Here is an 18,517-nt window from a genome sequence, read left to right as displayed (position 1 = left end):
GGTTTTAAAACGCCGGTACTTTCGCTTGTTTTGTGTAGAGAGAGTGAGAGGAGGTATTCTTTTTTATATTATTACAGAAAACAATATGAACAGGGGTGATGCAACTTTATGCCTTCTGCTTGATTTTCTATTGGTAGAAATAAATGGCTCATTTGAGCAGTAGGGAATATTGATGAAAAAACAAGTAAGTTTGGATACAATGATTGTGCTGCTGAAAACCATAGCAGAGACAAGTTGTTTGCGGTTTCTTGCACTCTTGTGTCGTGACGATTTAACAGTTGCTGATTTTACTTTTATCCTTGGTCAGTCGCAATCGCATGTATCACAGCATTTGCGTTTATTGTGTGAAGTAGGGTTGATTACCTGTTATCAAAAGAGGGAATGGACTTATTTTAAGTTTTGTCACAGCTGTTTTGGTAAAGATATTGTGATGGCGGCCCTTGCTGCTTTGTCAAAGCATGATGTGATCTTAACATATGATTTGGAACGTTTGTTAGATGTTCAAAAAAAGCGTGGAGCGCTGAGGAAGCAGTCTTTTTTACAAAATTTTGTGCAGTGGAATGCATTACGGCTATCCTATTTTTCAGACCATAGGGTGGAGCGTGCCTTGCTTGAAATTATTGGTGATCAACCATTTGAAACATTGCTAGGGGTTGGTATAGATATAGGTTTTGTTTTAAAACTGTTTTCAGGTCTTTATACGCGTGCTGTTGAAGTTTCGCCTGAGAATGATGTTGTGCATTTATCTGTTGGAGAGACAAGTTTTGATTTGGTTGTTCTTTATTGGGCTTTACATTTTCTTGAGAATTCTGAGCAATCGTTTAATGAAATAGCACGTGTTTTGCGTCCTCATGGGCGTTTGCTGATTGTAGATTTTTGTTATCATGAAGTTGATTCACACTCTTCTCATGTTTATAAGTATTTCGGATTTCTAGATTCACAAATAAAACAATGGCTTAACAATGCGGGGCTTATTTTGGAAAAAACGGTTTGTCTTCCTTGTGTGCAAAAGGAAAATCATAAAGAGCCCATGGTTAAACTTTGGCTTGCACGTGATCCGCGTTTACTGGTCGATGACCTTAAAGACAAAAAAGTAGATTTTGCATAATGATGTTTGTTAGCGTGCTTTATTTTTGGCTTTTTGCATTTAGAAGCGTGAAGAAAGAATTTTAGGAAATTTTGAAGAGTTATCGTTTTTTGGTTCCGCATTGCGTTTTTTGCGTGGGATTACGGATGCTTCAATCTGTAGATCTTTAGAGGGCTGTAGATCTTTAGAGGGATAGCAAAAGGCGCTTTTATAGAATCAAAGTTGTGAAGTGAGTCATTTAATATCTATTGATATAGTATTTGTTCGAGAATCAATATACTGACTTTATAGATGGCAATTTTTTGTTTTGCATTTTGAATGAAAGTCTTGAAGACAAGATTTCTTATTTCAACGCTGTTGATACAACCCTTAAAATGATTCTTATATGTTGTAATAGAGGGCTATTTCAATAAAAATCATTTGAGAAAGAAGCATCGCTTTTTAAAAATACAAAAATAGCAGCAATATTTGAGGGGCAAATATAACGATGTTGCTGTTTTGTTACTTCACGCATTAAAGGAATAGTGGTCCAAAGAGAACGTGTTTTATATCATTTACTGATGGTGCTCAGAGATAGATGAGAAGTTTAGAGGTGATGTTGAACAAGGACATAAATGAAAAATGTTGTAACATACAGTTTTTGTATGAAGTGTAAGCTTGTTACAGCTATGCGAACAGTAATAAGAAGGTACTGCACAATTTCATTAAAGAGAATAAGGGATGAAAATTTTACATACAGAAATTGCAATTTTATCATTTTGCAAGAGAGTTTAGGGCGTGGAGATAGGAAGGCAATAATCCTTAATCGTTGTTATTAGAATTCATTGCTCATTATAAATAATCTGTCATTCCGTAAAATCCTGAGAATGGATGATTCAAAATAAATTATGTACGGGAAAGACTTCTGTTTTTACTGTTTGAGTGAGAGTTTTTAAACAAGTGATTCTTATTTTTATGTGCTGTGCCTTTCATAAGAAAAGTTTCTACAAATTGAGGCTTCTTCTAAAAAATGAGAATTATGATGATCGTCGATTCTCATCGATTTTCTATGAAATAAAATTGCTTCAAATTGGATCATTTTGAGTATTTTTTGCCTAAATTTTTCCATTTTTAAGCAATTTATAATTTTTTTATGTTTTTTTGCATGGAAGATGATAAGAATTCCTTGTTGTTTCGAACGTTTTATTCCATAGCAGAAATATTGCATTGGTTATCTTAATAGCTGATGCGAGAAGACGATCAGGGAACCTCCTCCCCCCCCCCCCCGCGTGGATCCCTTAGATTGTCTGGCCTGGCTGAGGAATTCCTCAGCCAGGTTCTTTTCGGCTTAAACTTTTGTTGCGTGTTTTAAGGGGGAAGGTAGAGGCTCTTTATTTTGTGTATGAGGAGAAATTAAGAGCGATGTGATGTTATTCTTGTAATATTTTCAATGATGAGGAAGAGATTCTTGATTGAAAATTCAATGAGTTCTCTGAGGGAAATTTTCTACTATGATGCTTAGGTAAGAGATGATGGGGTTTTGCTGGCGTCGTGTTCTTCTTGTGTTATTGGTCTTTTTTGTGTTTTTCACAAGCACTTTTGCTTTTCGGAGTGCTTCCGTTCGTGAGTTTTTATTTAACCGGTCTTCTCCTTCTCATCAGGTTGATGTAACAGAGGGGATGATTTTGGAGAGATTAGCACTTTCCTCTTCTGAGATTATAGCGCAACTTTCTAAGCTGAGTCCTCAGCAACAAAAGAAATTGATTGAGCGGGTGTATCGCGATGTTGTTGTTGCTGCAGAAGCAAATGGTCAGAGTCATGAGCAGGCTCAGAAGTTGGGGGGCACTGTTGTTGCGTTTTTATTGAAGGCGGTTTCTCGCCCTTCCATTGCTGATAGTTATTTTTAGTCATCTCTTTAAGAAAACGTGTATTTACATCTGGTGTTGAGGATATTGATGGTACTTTTGGTGGAGTCTTGAGAAGAGTGGAGAAAAATTACACAGCTTCTTTTTTATGCGATAGGATAGCTGAATAGAAAAGAGTAAAATTTTTGAAATTCTTTTTTCCGCAGGTTTTAAGATATTTAATTATATATACTTTTTAAAAGATAGGAATTTCATTCTCAAAACTTTATGAAATCATATTATGCGGGCAAAATAGTTAAATGGGGGTCAGTAATCCGCATTTTTATTGCGATGGTTTTGCGTTCTTTGTATTGTCTCTTTATAGAATGATAAAGCAGAGAGATGTGGTTATGAAGTTTTTCTCTATGGCATAAACATTTAATATGTTTATGCGCTCCTCATGTACCATGTTCGTTTTTATAGATGAGTCCGTTTTTCATAGATGGATTATTTGGTATAAAATTGTTTCAGCCGGTCTATATCAGCCAACGGACAGAGTTGATAACGGTTTTTCTTGCCAAGAGAATTCGGTGGTGACAAGAGCCTTTGGTAAAGTTGTTTTTGTTTCTATTGTTTTCAGTTTTTAAAAGTTTGGTATCTTTATTTTCTTTTAACAATCGATCTGAGTATATTCTCTCCTTTAGCAGGTTAAAAATTTTATTATATTTTTGTACTCTTTGATATACAGAGAGATATAATAATTTATTTAAGTAATTTTCTTTTATTGCAAAAAAATAACTTGAAATTGTCTTAATATTTTCATTTTTGCACCGCTCTTTAGCTTTTTTTTTCTGTAAAATACATTTGCAAAGCTATCATGACTAGCGTTGGAAAGTGTTTTTATGAAGAGAAAGAAAATGCAATTTTTGAAAATCCTTTTAAATGCAGCATTTGCTGTATTTTTTGTATTTGATGTCAGTTTGGCTCATATTGTTTTGAATGTTGCAGGCGCAAAGGAAAGCTCAGTGACTATTGCTTCTAAGGTGCCTACGCGTCCTTATGAGTCTCTTATTCAGAGATTTGCAAATAAGTATAATGTTCCTGTTGATTTAGCCCATGCTGTTGTAAAAGTTGAAAGTAATTATAAGCCCCAGACAAAGGGGGCTGCTGGCGAAATAGGCTTGATGCAAATTAAACCATCTACGGCACGATGGTTGGGTTTTAATGGTTCTGTGCAAGATCTTTACGATCCTGCAATCAACCTTGAGTATGGGATGCGTTATTTGGCGCGGGCACATACGCTTAGTGGTGGAAAGACTTGTGGTACGATCCTTAAATATAATGCAGGTCATGCTGCAAAAAAAATGAATTCCATTTCAGCGAAATATTGCTCAAAAGTAAAAATGTATTTGGCTTCATTAAAATGAAAATGACCTTGAAGATGATGCGTTTGTTATAAAATATCTAGAGGGTGGTATTTTCACGTCATGAAAAATGTTTTATAGGTGATATATCAGTCGGCTGGGCAGCCGCGCTTGTCTTATGCTGAAAGGTGGCAGGTGAGGAAAGTCCGGGCTCCACGGAAAGACGGTGCCGGGTAACGCCCGGCGGGGGCGACCCTAGGGAAAGTGCCACAGAAAGCAAACCGCCTATTTTTATAATAGGTAAGGGTGAAAGGGTGGGGTAAGAGCCCACCGCGCATTCAGTAATGAATGTGGCAAGGTAAACCCCACCGGGAGCAAGACCAAATAGAAATGACGCGCAAGGCTTAACTTGCAGCCGATTTCCGGGCGAGTCATTCGGGTAGGTTGCACGAGGCGGGTGGTAACATCCGTCCTAGATGAATGGTTGCCATGGAGAGCGTAAGCTTTACCATACAGAACCCGGCTTATAGGCCGACTGATATTTCGTTGTTGTTCTATGTTATATCATAAATTTTACGGATAATTGATCTTGTGATGTGAGTGTATAGAGGTCCTTCCTATGGAAGGGTGCGTTTCTAAAATCGGCACTCAAATAAAGGTTGTTCTTTTACAATTATAATATTTTTTTAAGTATAATGCGTTAGAATGCATATCTGGTTCGCTTTGGCTTTCATTGTGATGGAGATGAGAGCTGGAGTTGTGGTTGTTTGGATACCAGTTACCATGAACGATTGTTGATTTGAAAAAGCATAAATTAAGACGGATTATTTTGACAGAGCAGGGTGATAAAACTGAGCGCCATATTCCAGTGTTATTACAGCCAGTTTTGGCTGGGCTTATGCCATTGATTGGAGCAAGAGTGATTGATGGTACTTTTGGTGCTGGTGGTTATACGCGCGCGTTGTTAAATGCGGGTGCACAGGTTATTGCTCTTGATCGTGATCCTCATGCTATTGACCAAGGACAACCTCTTGTTGATGAATTTTCTCCACGTTTTCGTTTGGTGCAAATAGAATTTTCTCAGTTGGATCGTGTTGTTGAAGAAAAGGTCGATGCTGTTGTTTTAGATATTGGTGTTTCTTCAATGCAGCTTGATGAAGCAGAGCGAGGGTTCTCTTTTCAAAAAGATGGTCCATTAGATATGCGAATGGCTCAGACTGGTTTTACCGCTGCAGATGTTGTCAATCGTTTGAAAGTTGATGAGTTAGCGCGAGTCTTTAAAATCTTAGGAGAAGAACGCTATGCGGGTCGGATTGCACGGATGATTGAAAAGCGCCGTAATATTCAGCCTTTTTTGCGTACAGGGGACCTTGCTCATGCCATCGAGGCGTTGGTAGGTCGAAAAAGTGGAGATCGCATTCATCCGGCAACGCGTGTTTTTCAAGCTCTTCGAATTTATGTTAATGATGAAATTGGTGAACTTGCACGTGGTTTATTTGCTGCTGAACGCATTTTAAAAGAAGGGGGGCGTTTGGCTGTTGTCAGTTTTCATTCTCTTGAAGATCGGATGGTCAAGAGATTTTTTTCTGCTCGTTCAGGAGAACGTATGCAATCGCGCTATCTTCCTGAAATAGAGACAGCTCCAGCAACTTTCTTTCCTTTGTTTAAAGGAGGAATAACTGCAAGTGAAGAGGAAGTGCAGAAAAATCCTCGTTCACGTTCTGCACGATTACGTATTGGTGTTCGCACTAAGGCGGATAGTCTTGCTACAGATATGAATTTATTTGGTATGGCAGAGATTGCTCGTTTTGAGGGCGGCAAGAAATGACAGTTTTTCGTACATTTGATATGATTTTAGTGATGATTATGGTTTGTATGGCAGGTCTTACTTATAAGGTAAAATATGATGTTCAAAAACGGATGAGTGAAATCCGTCATCTTGAACATGAAATTGTTGCAGAAAAGAATACAGTAAGTTTACTGCGTGCTGAGTGGGCTATGATGATAGAGCCCACACGTATGCAAAAACTTGCGAAGCGTTATCAAAAAGAGCTTGGTTTAGAGATTATACAGCCTTGTCAAATTGTAGAGCTTAAGGATATTCCGATCCGTATCCATGATCCAATTGAAGAAGTGATTAAACAAAATATCTTGGAAGAAGAAAAGGGCATTTTAGCAAATAATCGTCCTTCTCAGGTGAACAATATTGTTCAAGAAGGCAAACGGTGATGAAATCGACCTTTCTATTTTCGAAGAAGAAAAAGTGCTTAGAACCTCCATTAGATATTCATAACCTGTCCGTTCGTCGTTCCTCTTCTCATCGTTCTCGCTTGCTTTTTTCTTTGCTCTGTTTTGTTCTTTTATATGGGGTAATGGGGGCTTGTCTTATTTCTTATGGGTTGGAAGGAGGGCAAATTGAAGAGGCAAAAGGGCCAAGTGTCTCTCAATTGACTGCGCGGCCTGAGATTATTGATCGTAATAATCGTTTGTTAGCAACGGATATTAAAACTTATTCACTTTTTGCTGAACCACGACGGATTATTGATGTCGATGAAACAATAGAATTGCTTTCAACTGTTTTGCCCGATCTTAATTGGCAGGAAACTTATAAACGTCTCAAAAAAAAATCTGGTTTTTCTTGGATTCAACGGGGGTTAACACCAACACAAAAGACGCAAATTATGGCTCTTGGTATTCCAGGGATTGGTTTTCGCACTGAAATCCGTCGTTTTTATCCAAGTGGATCGGTGGTTTCGCATATTCTCGGCATGGTTAATGTTGATAATCAGGGCATAGCGGGGATGGAAAAATATATTGATGATGCTGGTTTGAGTGCTCTGCGTGCTGCTGGTCTTGCAACTGAGGAAACATTAAAACCAGTTCAACTTTCGATTGATGTGCGCATTCAGAGCATTGTGCATGATGAACTTATGAAGGCAATGAAGCGTTATAAAGCGCTTGCTGCAGGAGCTGTTATTTTAAATATCCATACTGGTGAAGTTTTGGCTTTGGCATCGCTCCCAGATTTTGATCCTAGCAATCCCGTTGAAGCTCTGAAAAGTGATCGCCTCAACCGGATGAGTGCTGGAACTTTTGAAATGGGGTCTATCATAAAAAGCTTTACGACCGCCATGGCGCTTGATTCAGGTCTTTTTCATTTAAACAGTGTCATTGATGCTTCACGGCCTCTTCAAGCAGGTAATAATTATTTTATTCATGATTTTCATGGAAAAAAGCGTCCTTTAACACTTTGGGAAGTTTTTATTTATTCTTCTAATATTGGTTCTGCTAAGGAGGCCTTGGCGGTAGGAATTGATGGGCATCGTAATTTCTTGAAACGCCTTGGTTTGCTTGATCGATTGACAACAGAATTGCCTGAAGTCGCCCATCCTGTTGTGCCACGTCATTGGAAGGATATTCATTCTATGACCATAGCTTTTGGACATGGTATGGCAACAACACCTTTGCAAACAGCCGTAGGTGCTGCTGCTTTAATGAATGATGGTTGGTTGATTGAACCGACCTTTTTGAAACGCACAAAAACCGAAACTTTGAAATATGCAAAACAGGTTTTAACCCCTAAAACCAGTCAAAATATGCGTTATCTTTATAAGTTAAACAGCGATATCGGTTCTGGGCGTAGTGCAAAAGTAGAAGGCTATCGGGTTGGTGGCAAAACAGGAACAGCTGAAAAAGTTGAAAATGGAAAATATTCTAAAACAAAAAATTTCAATAGTTTTCTTGCTGCTTTTCCTATTGAAAATCCTGCTTATGTTGTTTTAACAATTATCGATGAACCTCAGCCTGAAGAGGGACAGCGTTCAGCAACAGCAGCCATGAATGCGGGGCCGATGCTTGCTAATATTATTCGCCGTTCAGCAAGTCTTTTGGGAATAAAACCAGATTTTGAAAAAGAGTACGCGCCTCTTTTGAACACAAGGGATAGTTTGAAATTTGTTAAACAACAGTAAAATGAATATAAAGGTGTGTTATCATGTTGTTTGGAACAGTTTTTACAGAATGTCTTGAAGATCAGAACCTTTCTTCAATGGAAATAACAGGAATAAGTGCGGATTCTCGGCAGATTTTACCGGGCTATGTTTTCGTGGCTGTTCAAGGAAAGCACGGTGATGGTAGGCACTATATCAATGATGCACTAAAGCGTGGTGCACGAGCAATTGTTACAGATTGTGATATGACGCTTGAGAATTTAGCTGTTCCTATTTTACGGGTTTTGGATGTTCGTCATAGTTTGGCAATGGCTGCAGCGCGTTTTTATGGTTCTCAACCTGAAACTGTCGTTGCTGTGACAGGGACAAGTGGAAAAACATCCGTTGTCTCTTTTGTGCGGCAAATTTGGACGCATGTTGGATTATGTGCCGCTAGTATAGGGACGGTGGGTGTTGTTTCTCCTCACAGGAATGAAGAGGGTTCTCTCACCACCCCTGATTCGGTCGTTTTGCAGCGTCTCCTTTCTGAAATTTCCCATGAAGGTGTTACTCATGCGGCCCTTGAAGCGTCTTCGCATGGGCTTGATCAACGCCGACTTGACGGGGTACGTTTGACCGCTGGTGCTTTTACCAATTTAGGTCGAGATCATATGGATTATCATCTATGCGTAGAGGATTATTTACGTGCTAAAATGCGCCTGTTTGATACTTTGTTACCGCAAGATGCACCTGCTTTGATTTTTGCCGATGATGTTTATTCGCAAAAGGTTATTGATCATGTGAAACAAGCAGGTCGCCGTGTCTTAACAATTGGGCGAAAAGGACAATTTATCACCATTAATCGTGTTGAGCATCAACGTTCGAAACAGTGTGTTGAATGTCGTGTGGAGAATAATATTTATACATTTGATTTGCCTTTAGCTGGAGATTTTCAAGTGACAAATGCGCTTATGGCAGCGGGACTAGCAATTGCAACAGGTGTTTCTCCTGATAAGGTTTTTCGTTCGCTTGAATCTTTGCAGGGAGCGCCTGGGCGATTGGAATTGGTTGGAAAGACAAAAGATAATGCCCCTATTTATATAGACTATGCACATAAACCAGAAGCTTTAGAGCAGGTATTGCTTTCTGTCCGCCCCTTTACGCAAGGACGTTTAGTCCTTGTCTTTGGTTGCGGAGGTGATCGTGATCAAGGGAAAAGGTCTTTGATGGGAAAAATTGCAAAAGACAAGGCTGATCTTGTGATTGTAACGGATGATAATCCGCGCACGGAAATGCCAGAAAAAATCCGTAAGGATATCTTACAAGCTGTTCCACAGGCAATGGAAATAGCAGATCGTGGTGAAGCTATTGCTTATGCGGTTGGGCTTTTAAAAGCAGGAGATACCTTAATTATCGCTGGAAAAGGTCATGAGAATGGTCAGATTATAGGAGAAAAAACCTATCCTTTTTCAGATCGTCTAAAGGCGATTGATGCTTTGCGGGAGCGCAATGAATGACAGTTTTATGGGATAAACAAGCGCTTGTTGCCGCAATTGAAGGTGTCGTCATTGGATGTTTACCAGAAACTTTTTCTGGAGTTTCTATTGATAGCCGTACTCTTGAGAAGGGTGCTATTTTTTTCTGTATTAAAGGGCATCATCTTGATGGACATGATTTTGCTGCGCAAGCTTATCAAAGAGGCGCAGGCGTTCTTATTGTTGCGCAAGAGCGTTTGGCTGACATGAAAAAAATATCCGCTCCATTGATTGTTGTTCCTGACGTTTTGCAAGCCTTAGAAAAACTTGCGCAGGCTGCACGCAAGCGCTCAAAAGCTAAAATTATAGCGATAACAGGTTCTGTTGGAAAAACAACGACAAAAGAAGTTTTGAAGCAAGTGCTTGCAACTGTGGGGAAGGTGCATGCAAATTCTGCTTCTTTGAATAATCACTGGGGGGTGCCACTTACTTTGGCACGAATGCCTGCGGAGTGTGATTATGGTATCTTTGAAATTGGTATGAATCATAAAGATGAAATTCGTCCCCTGGTTAAGTTGGTTCATCCGCATGTTGTTCTCATTACGCATATTTGTGCGGCACATCTGGGATTCTTCAAAAGTCTTGAGGAGATAGCAGATGCAAAAGCCGAAATTTTTGAAGGGATGGATGAGAAGGGCATTGCTGTTTTAAATGCCGATAATGATTTTTTTTCTTACTTAGTGCAAAAAGCAAAGCAATGGGGTATCAAAAAGATCTTAAGCTTTGGTGAAGCTAAAAATTGCGATTATCAAGCAAGAGATATACATCTTTTAACAGATCGTTCTTCTATGATCGTCCGTATCTCTGGTCGAGATAGGATGGTTAAAATTGGTGCTCCGGGACGACATATTGTACAAAATAGTTTAGGTGTTATTGCTGTTTGTGATGCACTTGGTGTTGATTTAGAGCGTATTTTGCTTTCTTTGAAACGTTTTTCTCTTCAAGAGGGACGCGGTATTCGTTATCGACTGTCTTTGCCAAGTGGAGGTGAATTTCATTTAATTGATGAAAGCTATAATGCGAATCCTGCATCAATGTGTGTGGCTCTTGATCTGCTTGCTACAGGACCAGTAGCGGGGGATGGTCGGCGAATCGCTATTTTGGGTGATATGCTGGAGTTGGGAGCGCATAGTGAAAAACTCCATCGTGATTTGCTAAAGCCTGTGTGTCATTCTGGTGCTCATCTGGTTTTTTTATTTGGTGAGGCAATGAGGTTTTTAGCCACGGATCTGTGTGCATATGTTGAGGTTCATTATGCTGAAAGTGTTGAAAAAATTTTACCGCTTATCTTGGCAGAAGTTTCCAATGGAGATCTGCTTATGATTAAATCATCTCGTAGTCTTTATTCATCGGATATTGTGACTGCATTGCTTGATCGCTATAAGGTGGTTTCTCTATAATTGAATAGGTTTTTTGTCTCATGATGTTGTTTTTGTCTGCGTTTAGTGATTGGTTTCCAGGTGTCAATGTTTTCCGTTATATTACTTTTCGCACTATAGCTGCGATGCTTACATCAGGGCTTATTGTCTTTTTATTTGGCCCTAGCATTATTGCCTCTCTTAAATTACGGCAGGGAAAAGGGCAACCCATTCGTGCTGACGGTCCTCAGACACATTTCAAAAAGGCAGGAACACCTACCATGGGTGGGTTGATGATTCTAACGGGCATTGTGATATCAGCGCTTTTATGGTGTAATTTATCGAATATTTATTTTTGGGTATCGCTTTTTGTTATGCTTTCCTTTGGGGCAATTGGTTTTTATGATGATTATCTTAAGGTCACGAAACAAACGCATAAAGGATTTTCTGGTAAGGCTCGGTTAAGTTTAGAATTTTTTATTGCCGCGATTGCTGCCTTTATTATCTTACAAGTTGGCTCTCCTGGATTGGCTTTGCCCTTTGTGAAGGATTATTTTATCAATTTGAGCTGGTTTTTTATTCCTTTTGCTGCTTTTGTCATGGTAGCAACAGGGAATGCGGTTAATTTGACCGATGGTCTTGATGGACTGGCTATCGTTCCTGTTATGGTTGCTGCCTTGTCTTTTGCTCTGATTGCTTACCTTTCTGGTAATATAAATTTTGCTGATTATTTGCAAATTCGTTATGTTTCGGGAACTGGTGAACTGGCTGTTTTATTGGGTGCTGTTGTTGGTGCGGGGCTTGGATTTTTATGGTTTAATGCACCACCTGCGGCTATTTTTATGGGGGATACTGGTTCGTTAGCTCTTGGAGGACTTTTAGGTGTTATCGCTGTTGCTACAGAGCATGAAATTGTTTTGGCTCTGATTGGGGGCCTTTTTGTTGTGGAAGGGTTTTCAGTTGTTATCCAAGTTGGTTATTTCAAACTAACAAAAAAGCGCGTTTTTCTTATGGCACCCATACATCATCATTTCGAGAAAAAAGGGTGGACTGAAAGCCAAGTCGTGATACGTTTTTGGATTATTTCGATTGTTCTTGCTTTGATTGGTCTTTCAACACTTAAGTTGCGGTAAAAATTTGATTTCTGTTAGCTGTTATAAAGATCAGAAAGTTGCTTTGTTTGGGTTGGGGCAATCCGGATTAGCAACTGCACAAGCATTGATCAATGGTGGTGCTGAAGTGGTTGCTTGGGATGATAATCCCTCAGGTCTCCAAGCAGCTTTTCAGAAAAATATTCCAACGAGAGATCTTCAATATGAAGATTGGTCAAAATTTGTCGCGTTAATTTTAGCACCTGGCGTTCCTTTAACTTACCCTAAGCCTCATTGGGTTGTTGAGAAAGCGCGGCAAAAAAATATAGAAATTATCGGTGATATTGAATTATTTATTCGTGCGCGCAATCATTTTTTACAGCATAATGGTTTTTGCGATGAAGATGTTCCGTTTATTGCTATTACCGGTACGAATGGGAAATCAACAACGACAGCTTTGCTTACTCATTTGTTAGAACAAATGGGTTATGATGTGCAGATGGGGGGAAATATTGGAACCGCAATATTAACTCTTAAGCCCTTTGTTCAAAAACGTATTTATGTGATTGAATGTTCATCGTTTCAAATTGATCTCACGCCCTCTCTTCAGCCAACTATTGGGCTGTTATTGAATTTAACGCCTGATCATATTGATCGACATGGTAGTTTTGCGCATTATGTGCAAGCCAAAAGACGTTTGGTTGCTGAGGCTTCTCATGCTTTTATTTCAGTTGATGATGCTGCTTGTCAGGCTTTATATCAACAATTGCTTCATGAAAATCATCAAGTTGAAGCAATTTCTAAGGAGCATTTTGTTGAAAATGGCTTTTATGCAGAGGGGACGAAACTCTTTTTTGTTCGCCATGGTCGGCGTCATATGCTTGCAAATCTCGCTCATATGATTGCATTGCGTGGTTGCCACAACGCGCAAAATGCTCTTATGGCGTTAGCAACATTACAGGCTTTAAAAATCACTGATCCACAGATAGAAAAGCATTTGGCAAGTTATAAAGGATTGGCTCACCGTATGCAGCAGGTGCGTAAGATAGGAGCGGTGTTGTTTATCAATGATAGTAAAGCTACGAACGCAGATGCATCGGCTCCTGCACTTGCTGCTTTTAATGATATTTTTTGGATTGTTGGAGGGCAGGCAAAAGAAGGGGGGATTGAGGCTTTGAGAGGATTTTTTCATAAAATTCGTAAAGCTTATTTGATTGGGAGTGCGGCGGAAGAATTTGCTAGTGTTATTGGATCCTCGTTTCCCTTTTCTATGAGTTTAACTTTAAAAAATGCAGTGCACGAAGCTGCTACCGATGCAATACATTGTAAGGCAAAAGAAGTGGTGGTTCTCTTTTCACCCGCCTGTGCAAGTTATGATCAATTCAAAAATTATGAAGTGCGTGGGGAAGCCTTTGTTTCTTTGGTTAGCCAGTTAAAAGAAACATGAACTTTCAAAAAACACTTGTATGTTAATATTCCAGAATCTTTTTTTATGTAATTTGGCTCGTTAAGTGTTTGCTAAAAAGAGAGGAACCATTCACTTTGATTAGAATTATGAAAAAGATAAGGTGGGTATAATGGTGACACGTGCGGATAGAGATCCAATTGCTAATTGGTGGTGGACAATAGATCGCTCTATCTTTGCTGCTTGTTTAATTTTAATGGGGATTGGTATTATGCTCTCTTTTGCGGCAAGCCCCACTATTGCAAAAAAAATCGGAATTGCTGATAGTTTTTATTTTGTTCGATGGCATATCATTTTTAGTATTCCGGCGTTTTTTACGATGATTACCATTTCTTTTTTCTCGCTGCGTAATATTCGTCGTTTATGTGCTCTTTTGCTTGTTGTAACGCTCGTCCTTATGGTTGCAACTTTGTTTGTGGGACCAGAATTAAAGGGGGCGCGTCGGTGGATTCCTCTCTTTGGTTTTTCTGTACAGGCTTCAGAATTTATGAAACCAGCTTTTGTGGTGATGTCTGCTTGGCTTTTTTCGGAACAGATGCGGCGTAAAGGTATTCTTGGCTCTCTGTTGGCTATTGCACTTTATGCTGTTTGTTGTGTGCTTCTTGTTTTACAGCCTGATATTGGTCAAACATTTTTATTGAGTGCAACATGGGGCGGTTTGTTTTTTGTTGCTGGTGTGCCTCTTACTATTATTTTCTTATTTATTGTTTTGGGGATGGTTGGAATTATTCTCGCTTATTTTTTTCTTCATCATGTACGCGAACGTATCAATAGTTTTTTGACAGGGGAAGGTGATACCTTTCAAGTGGATGTAGGACGAGAGGCTATTTTGAATGGTGGTTGGTTTGGGAAAGGTCCGGGAGAGGGAACAGTGAAACGGATCATTCCTGATAGTCATACAGACTTTGTGTTTTCCGTTGCTGCTGAAGAATATGGTATTATCTTGTGTCTCTTCATTATGATGCTTTTTGGCTTTATCGTTATGCGTTCATTGTATATAGCGTTGAATACACGTGATTCATTTATACGTCTTGGTATTACTGGTATAGCGATGATGATTGGCTTTCAAGCAGCGATTAATATGGCGGTCAATCTTCATTTAATTCCTCCAAAAGGTATGACACTCCCCTTTATTTCTTATGGTGGTTCATCAATGCTGGCGATTGCATTTTCAATGGGCATTTTGCTTGGTTTAACACGCCGCTGGCCAGAAGCACGTCTTTCTGCCTTTTCCTCTCCTTCTGCCTTGGATATTACTTATGACGGATAATAAAGTTATTGTTTTGGTGGCTGGTGGTACAGGTGGACATCTTTTCCCTGCTGAAGCACTTGCCGTTGAATTAAGGCAACGTGGGTATGATGTGCACTTGGTAACCGATAAAAGAGCGCAAGGTTTTGTCCGCTGCTTTGATGAAGAGCATACACATATAGTTTCATCAGCAACATTTACACGACGCCATCCTTTTGCACTTGTCAAAACATTTTTAGCTTTATTAAAGGGCATGGGGCAGTCGTTAGTACTGTTTTATAAGCTGCGCCCTATGCTTGTTGGTGGATTTGGCGGATATCCTACTTTTCCCCCCCTTTTTATTGCGGCCTTGAGTCGGCGTGCAACATTTATTCATGAACAAAATACGGTTATGGGGCGTGCTAATCGCGCATTGGCAAGTTTTGTGCGTGCAATAGCAGGGGGATTGTTGTCGCCTAATAATACGTATGCTCATAAAATACTTCTTACCGGGAATCCTGTGCGTGAGGCTGTTCTTAAAGCGGCAGAAATTCCCTACTCTCCTTCAACGAATGAAAATCCATTTCATTTCTTGGTTTTTGGTGGGAGCCAAGGGGCTTCTTCTTTTTCACGCATTGTTCCAGAAGCAATTGCTTTACTGGATGATGAGAATCGTAAACGCTTACGAATTGTTCAGCAAGTTCGCGATAGAGCTGAAGAGTTGATAGAAATCTATCATAAGATGGATGTGCAAGCAGAAGTTGCCTCTTTCTTTGAGGATATTGCTGAACGTATGGCGCGGTCTCATTTTATTTTATCACGTGCCGGAGCTTCATCTGTTTGTGAAATAGCGATCATTGGTCGTCCCGCTTTGCTTATCCCATATCCTCATGCTTTAGATCATGATCAGGCAGAAAATGCTGCATTGCTTGCTTCTGTGGGGGGGGCTCAAATTGTCGCAGAAAAAGATTTAAGCGCACAAAGACTTGCTTCTCTTTTAACAGAGGCTTTGGGTTCTCCTCATGTATTGGAAAAACAGGCGCTTGCTGCAAAAAAAGTTGGACAACCTCAGGCAACCAGACGCCTTGCCGATATGGCAGAAGCGTTGATAGCAGGGCAATCATTGTCAGATATAAGAGAGGAGTTTTTTGATGAAAATGCCGCTTAATATAGGCGTTATCCATTTTATCGGAATTGGTGGTATTGGTATGAGTGGAATTGCTGAGGTTTTTCATGATCTTGGCTATATAGTCCAAGGCTCAGATCAAGTTGAGAGTGCAAATGTTGAACGTTTACGGAGAAAAGGAATTAACGTTCATATAGGCCATCATTCTGAAAATTTAGGAGACGCAGAGGTTGTTGTTTTTTCTACTGCCGTTAAAAAAACAAATCCTGAATATATTGCTGCGAAAGAAAGGCATTTACCACTTGTCAGACGTGCGGAAATGCTAGCGGAGCTTATGCGGTTTCGTCGGGCAATTGCTGTTGGTGGTACGCATGGTAAAACCACAACGACATCTATGGTCGCAGCCCTTCTTGTTGCTGGTCATTTGGATCCGGTGGTGATTAATGGTGGTATTATCAATGCTTATGGTACAAACACCCGTATGGGAGAAGGTGATTGGATGATCGTTGAGGCGGATGAAAGTGATGGTACATTTTTAAGGTTGCCTGCTGACATTGCCGTTGTTACCAATATTGATGCTGAGCATTTAGACCATTATGGGAGTTTTGATGCTGTGCGTGACGCTTTTCAGCAATTTGTAGAGAATGTTCCTTTTTATGGTTTTGCTATTTTGTGCCTTGATCATCCAGAGGTGCAATCGTTGGCCGGCCGTATTGATGATCGTTGGGTCATTACTTATGGTGCCAATCCACAAGCGGATGTTCGTTTTTTAAATCTTTCGATGGATGGTCAAAAAACGCATTTTGATGTTGTTATTCGTTCGCGCAAGACTGGTCAAAAGACTGAGTTAAAAAATTTAATTTTGCCAATGTCTGGGCAACACAATGTTTCTAATGCAACAGCAGCGATTGCTATTGCTCATGAACTTGGCATTTCAAATGAATCGATAAAAAAGGGTTTAGCAGAATTTGCTGGCGTAAAACGGCGTTTTACGCAAACAGGAAGTTGGCGTGGCATTGAAATATTTGATGACTATGGACATCATCCTGTCGAAATAAAAGCTGTTTTATGTGCCGCGCGTGAAAGTGCAAAAGGGCGTGTGATTGCGATTGCACAACCACATCGTTACTCGCGTTTGTATCATTTGTTTGATGATTTTGCTGCTTGTTTTAATAATGCAGATACAGTATTGATTACGCCAGTCTATGCCGCTGGTGAAGAGCCTGTCCCTGGTTTTGGTGCTCAAGAGCTGGTCGAACATATTCAAATGGCTGGTCATCGTGATGTGCGTTTGGTTCATTCTCTAGAAGATATTGTTTCTATTGTCTCTACATTTGCTCAAGCGGGGGATTATGTTGTTTTTCTTGGTGCGGGCAGTATCACACAGTGGGCTTGTGCCTTGCCTCATCAGTTGGCGAGTTTGAATAGCAATGATAAATTTTCAACGCATTGATGGTGAAGCGCTGTTGGCGCAATTGCAACCGCTGCTTTGTGGAATAAGAGGTAAACTTACGCCTAATGTAGGAATGCGTAAGGTGACGTGGTTTCGCACTGGCGGATTAGCAGAACTTTTTTATCAACCTGCTGATGAAGCAGATTTAGCTCTTTTCCTGAAAAATCTCCCTCTCTCTATTCCTGTAACCATTGTGGGAATCGGTTCTAATCTTTTGGTACGTGATGGGGGCATTCCTGGTGTTGTTATTCGTCTTTCAGCAAAAGGCTTTGGACAAGTGCGGCAAGTCTCTCCAAAGCGTTTTTTTGTTGGTGCTGCTACGGCAGACAAACATTTAGCAGCGGCTGCTTTAGAAGCTGAGGTTGCAGGTTTTCATTTTTATCATGGTATTCCTGGTGGTCTTGGAGGAGCACTTAAAATGAATGCTGGGGCTAATGGTATTGAGACAGCGGCACGTGTTGTGGAGGTCTATGCCTTTGATCGTAAAGGACAGCGCCATATCTTAAGTTTAAAAGATATGCAATATTCCTATCGTCATTGTCATGTTTCTGAAGATCTTATTTTTACGGCTGCTTTGTTGGAAGGACACTTAGGAAATAAAGAAGATATTCGTGCTGCTATGGATGAAGTGGCACGTCATCGGGAAACAGTGCAGCCTATTCGCGAAAAAACAGGTGGATCCACTTTTCGCAATCCTGAAGGGACATCTGCGTGGCGTGTAATTGATGAAGCAGGATGCCGTGGTTTGCGGGTTGGTGGTGCACAAATGAGCGAAATGCACTGTAATTTTATGATCAATACGGGGCAAGCGACAGGCTATGATCTTGAGGCTTTGGGAGAAACAGTTCGTGCACGTGTTTTTGCACACTCAAGACATCTCTTACAATGGGAAATATGGCGTGTCGGTCAATTTGAACAAGGTCGAAATGTTGTCTCTTTTGAACCGTTTCCTTGATTTATTGTGTGCATTAAAAATGCAATAAAAAAATTGAGTCATATCAAAGAGATAATAAAAAAATTCCATTAAGAATCAATAAATTAACAGAGAAGCTCTTGCG

At 40.0% G+C, this 18,517-nt stretch carries 14 protein-coding genes and 1 other RNA gene; all 15 read left to right on the top strand.

What is annotated here, in order from left to right; translation table 11 throughout:
* Positions 1-172: 172 nt before the first annotated feature.
* Entirely contained in the window at positions 173-1,108 is a 936-nt protein-coding gene (locus LNM86_RS08595) for an ArsR/SmtB family transcription factor (protein ID WP_241437347.1), read from the top strand.
* A gap of 1,490 nt (positions 1,109-2,598) precedes the next feature.
* Positions 2,599-2,973, top strand: coding sequence for a hypothetical protein (locus LNM86_RS08590; protein ID WP_241438969.1), 375 nt, complete (start codon positions 2,599-2,601; stop codon positions 2,971-2,973).
* 854 nt (positions 2,974-3,827) lie between these two features.
* Complete coding sequence (locus LNM86_RS08585) at positions 3,828-4,337, top strand: lytic transglycosylase domain-containing protein (RefSeq protein WP_241437346.1); 510 nt, start codon at positions 3,828-3,830, stop codon at positions 4,335-4,337.
* 86 nt (positions 4,338-4,423) lie between these two features.
* An RNA gene (gene rnpB, locus LNM86_RS08580) (RNase P RNA component class A) lies at positions 4,424-4,817 on the top strand.
* Between the two features lie 286 nt (positions 4,818-5,103).
* The gene (gene rsmH, locus LNM86_RS08575; RefSeq protein WP_241438968.1) at positions 5,104-6,102 is read left to right on the top strand and encodes a 16S rRNA (cytosine(1402)-N(4))-methyltransferase RsmH; all 999 of its coding nucleotides are present in this window, start codon (positions 5,104-5,106) and stop codon (positions 6,100-6,102) included.
* Entirely contained in the window at positions 6,099-6,503 is a 405-nt protein-coding gene (gene ftsL, locus LNM86_RS08570; protein WP_241437345.1) for a cell division protein FtsL, read from the top strand. The genes rsmH and ftsL overlap by 4 nt, the downstream gene beginning before the upstream one ends.
* Entirely contained in the window at positions 6,503-8,245 is a 1,743-nt protein-coding gene (locus tag LNM86_RS08565; protein ID WP_241437344.1) for a peptidoglycan D,D-transpeptidase FtsI family protein, read from the top strand. Before ftsL ends, LNM86_RS08565 begins: the two co-directional genes overlap by 1 nt.
* A gap of 23 nt (positions 8,246-8,268) precedes the next feature.
* On the top strand, positions 8,269-9,720 hold the full coding sequence (locus LNM86_RS08560; protein WP_241437343.1) for a UDP-N-acetylmuramoyl-L-alanyl-D-glutamate--2,6-diaminopimelate ligase: 1,452 nt from the start codon (positions 8,269-8,271) through the stop codon (positions 9,718-9,720).
* The gene (locus tag LNM86_RS08555; RefSeq protein WP_241437342.1) at positions 9,717-11,138 is read left to right on the top strand and encodes a UDP-N-acetylmuramoyl-tripeptide--D-alanyl-D-alanine ligase; all 1,422 of its coding nucleotides are present in this window, start codon (positions 9,717-9,719) and stop codon (positions 11,136-11,138) included. The genes LNM86_RS08560 and LNM86_RS08555 overlap by 4 nt, the downstream gene beginning before the upstream one ends.
* Positions 11,139-11,158: 20 nt before the next feature.
* A complete protein-coding gene (gene mraY / locus LNM86_RS08550; RefSeq protein WP_241437341.1) occupies positions 11,159-12,229 on the top strand; it encodes a phospho-N-acetylmuramoyl-pentapeptide-transferase in 1,071 nt (356 codons plus the stop codon).
* 4 nt (positions 12,230-12,233) lie between these two features.
* Positions 12,234-13,634, top strand: a complete 1,401-nt coding sequence (gene murD / locus LNM86_RS08545; RefSeq protein ID WP_241437340.1) for a UDP-N-acetylmuramoyl-L-alanine--D-glutamate ligase — start codon at positions 12,234-12,236, stop codon at positions 13,632-13,634.
* 130 nt (positions 13,635-13,764) lie between these two features.
* Positions 13,765-14,922, top strand: a complete 1,158-nt coding sequence (locus LNM86_RS08540) for an FtsW/RodA/SpoVE family cell cycle protein (protein WP_241437339.1) — start codon at positions 13,765-13,767, stop codon at positions 14,920-14,922.
* Positions 14,912-16,048, top strand: coding sequence for an undecaprenyldiphospho-muramoylpentapeptide beta-N-acetylglucosaminyltransferase (gene murG, locus LNM86_RS08535; protein WP_241437338.1), 1,137 nt, complete (start codon positions 14,912-14,914; stop codon positions 16,046-16,048). The genes LNM86_RS08540 and murG overlap by 11 nt, the downstream gene beginning before the upstream one ends.
* Complete coding sequence (gene murC / locus LNM86_RS08530) at positions 16,032-17,459, top strand: UDP-N-acetylmuramate--L-alanine ligase (protein ID WP_241437337.1); 1,428 nt, start codon at positions 16,032-16,034, stop codon at positions 17,457-17,459. Before murG ends, murC begins: the two co-directional genes overlap by 17 nt.
* Entirely contained in the window at positions 17,437-18,414 is a 978-nt protein-coding gene (gene murB, locus LNM86_RS08525; protein ID WP_241437336.1) for a UDP-N-acetylmuramate dehydrogenase, read from the top strand. The genes murC and murB overlap by 23 nt, the downstream gene beginning before the upstream one ends.
* The last annotated feature ends 103 nt before the right edge of the window (positions 18,415-18,517 follow it).

This window comes from Bartonella machadoae (assembly GCF_022559585.1).
Lineage (GTDB): Bacteria > Pseudomonadota > Alphaproteobacteria > Rhizobiales > Rhizobiaceae > Bartonella > Bartonella machadoae.
Note: the sequence above shows the minus strand (reverse complement) of the source record. Positions and strands in the feature narration are given on the sequence as shown.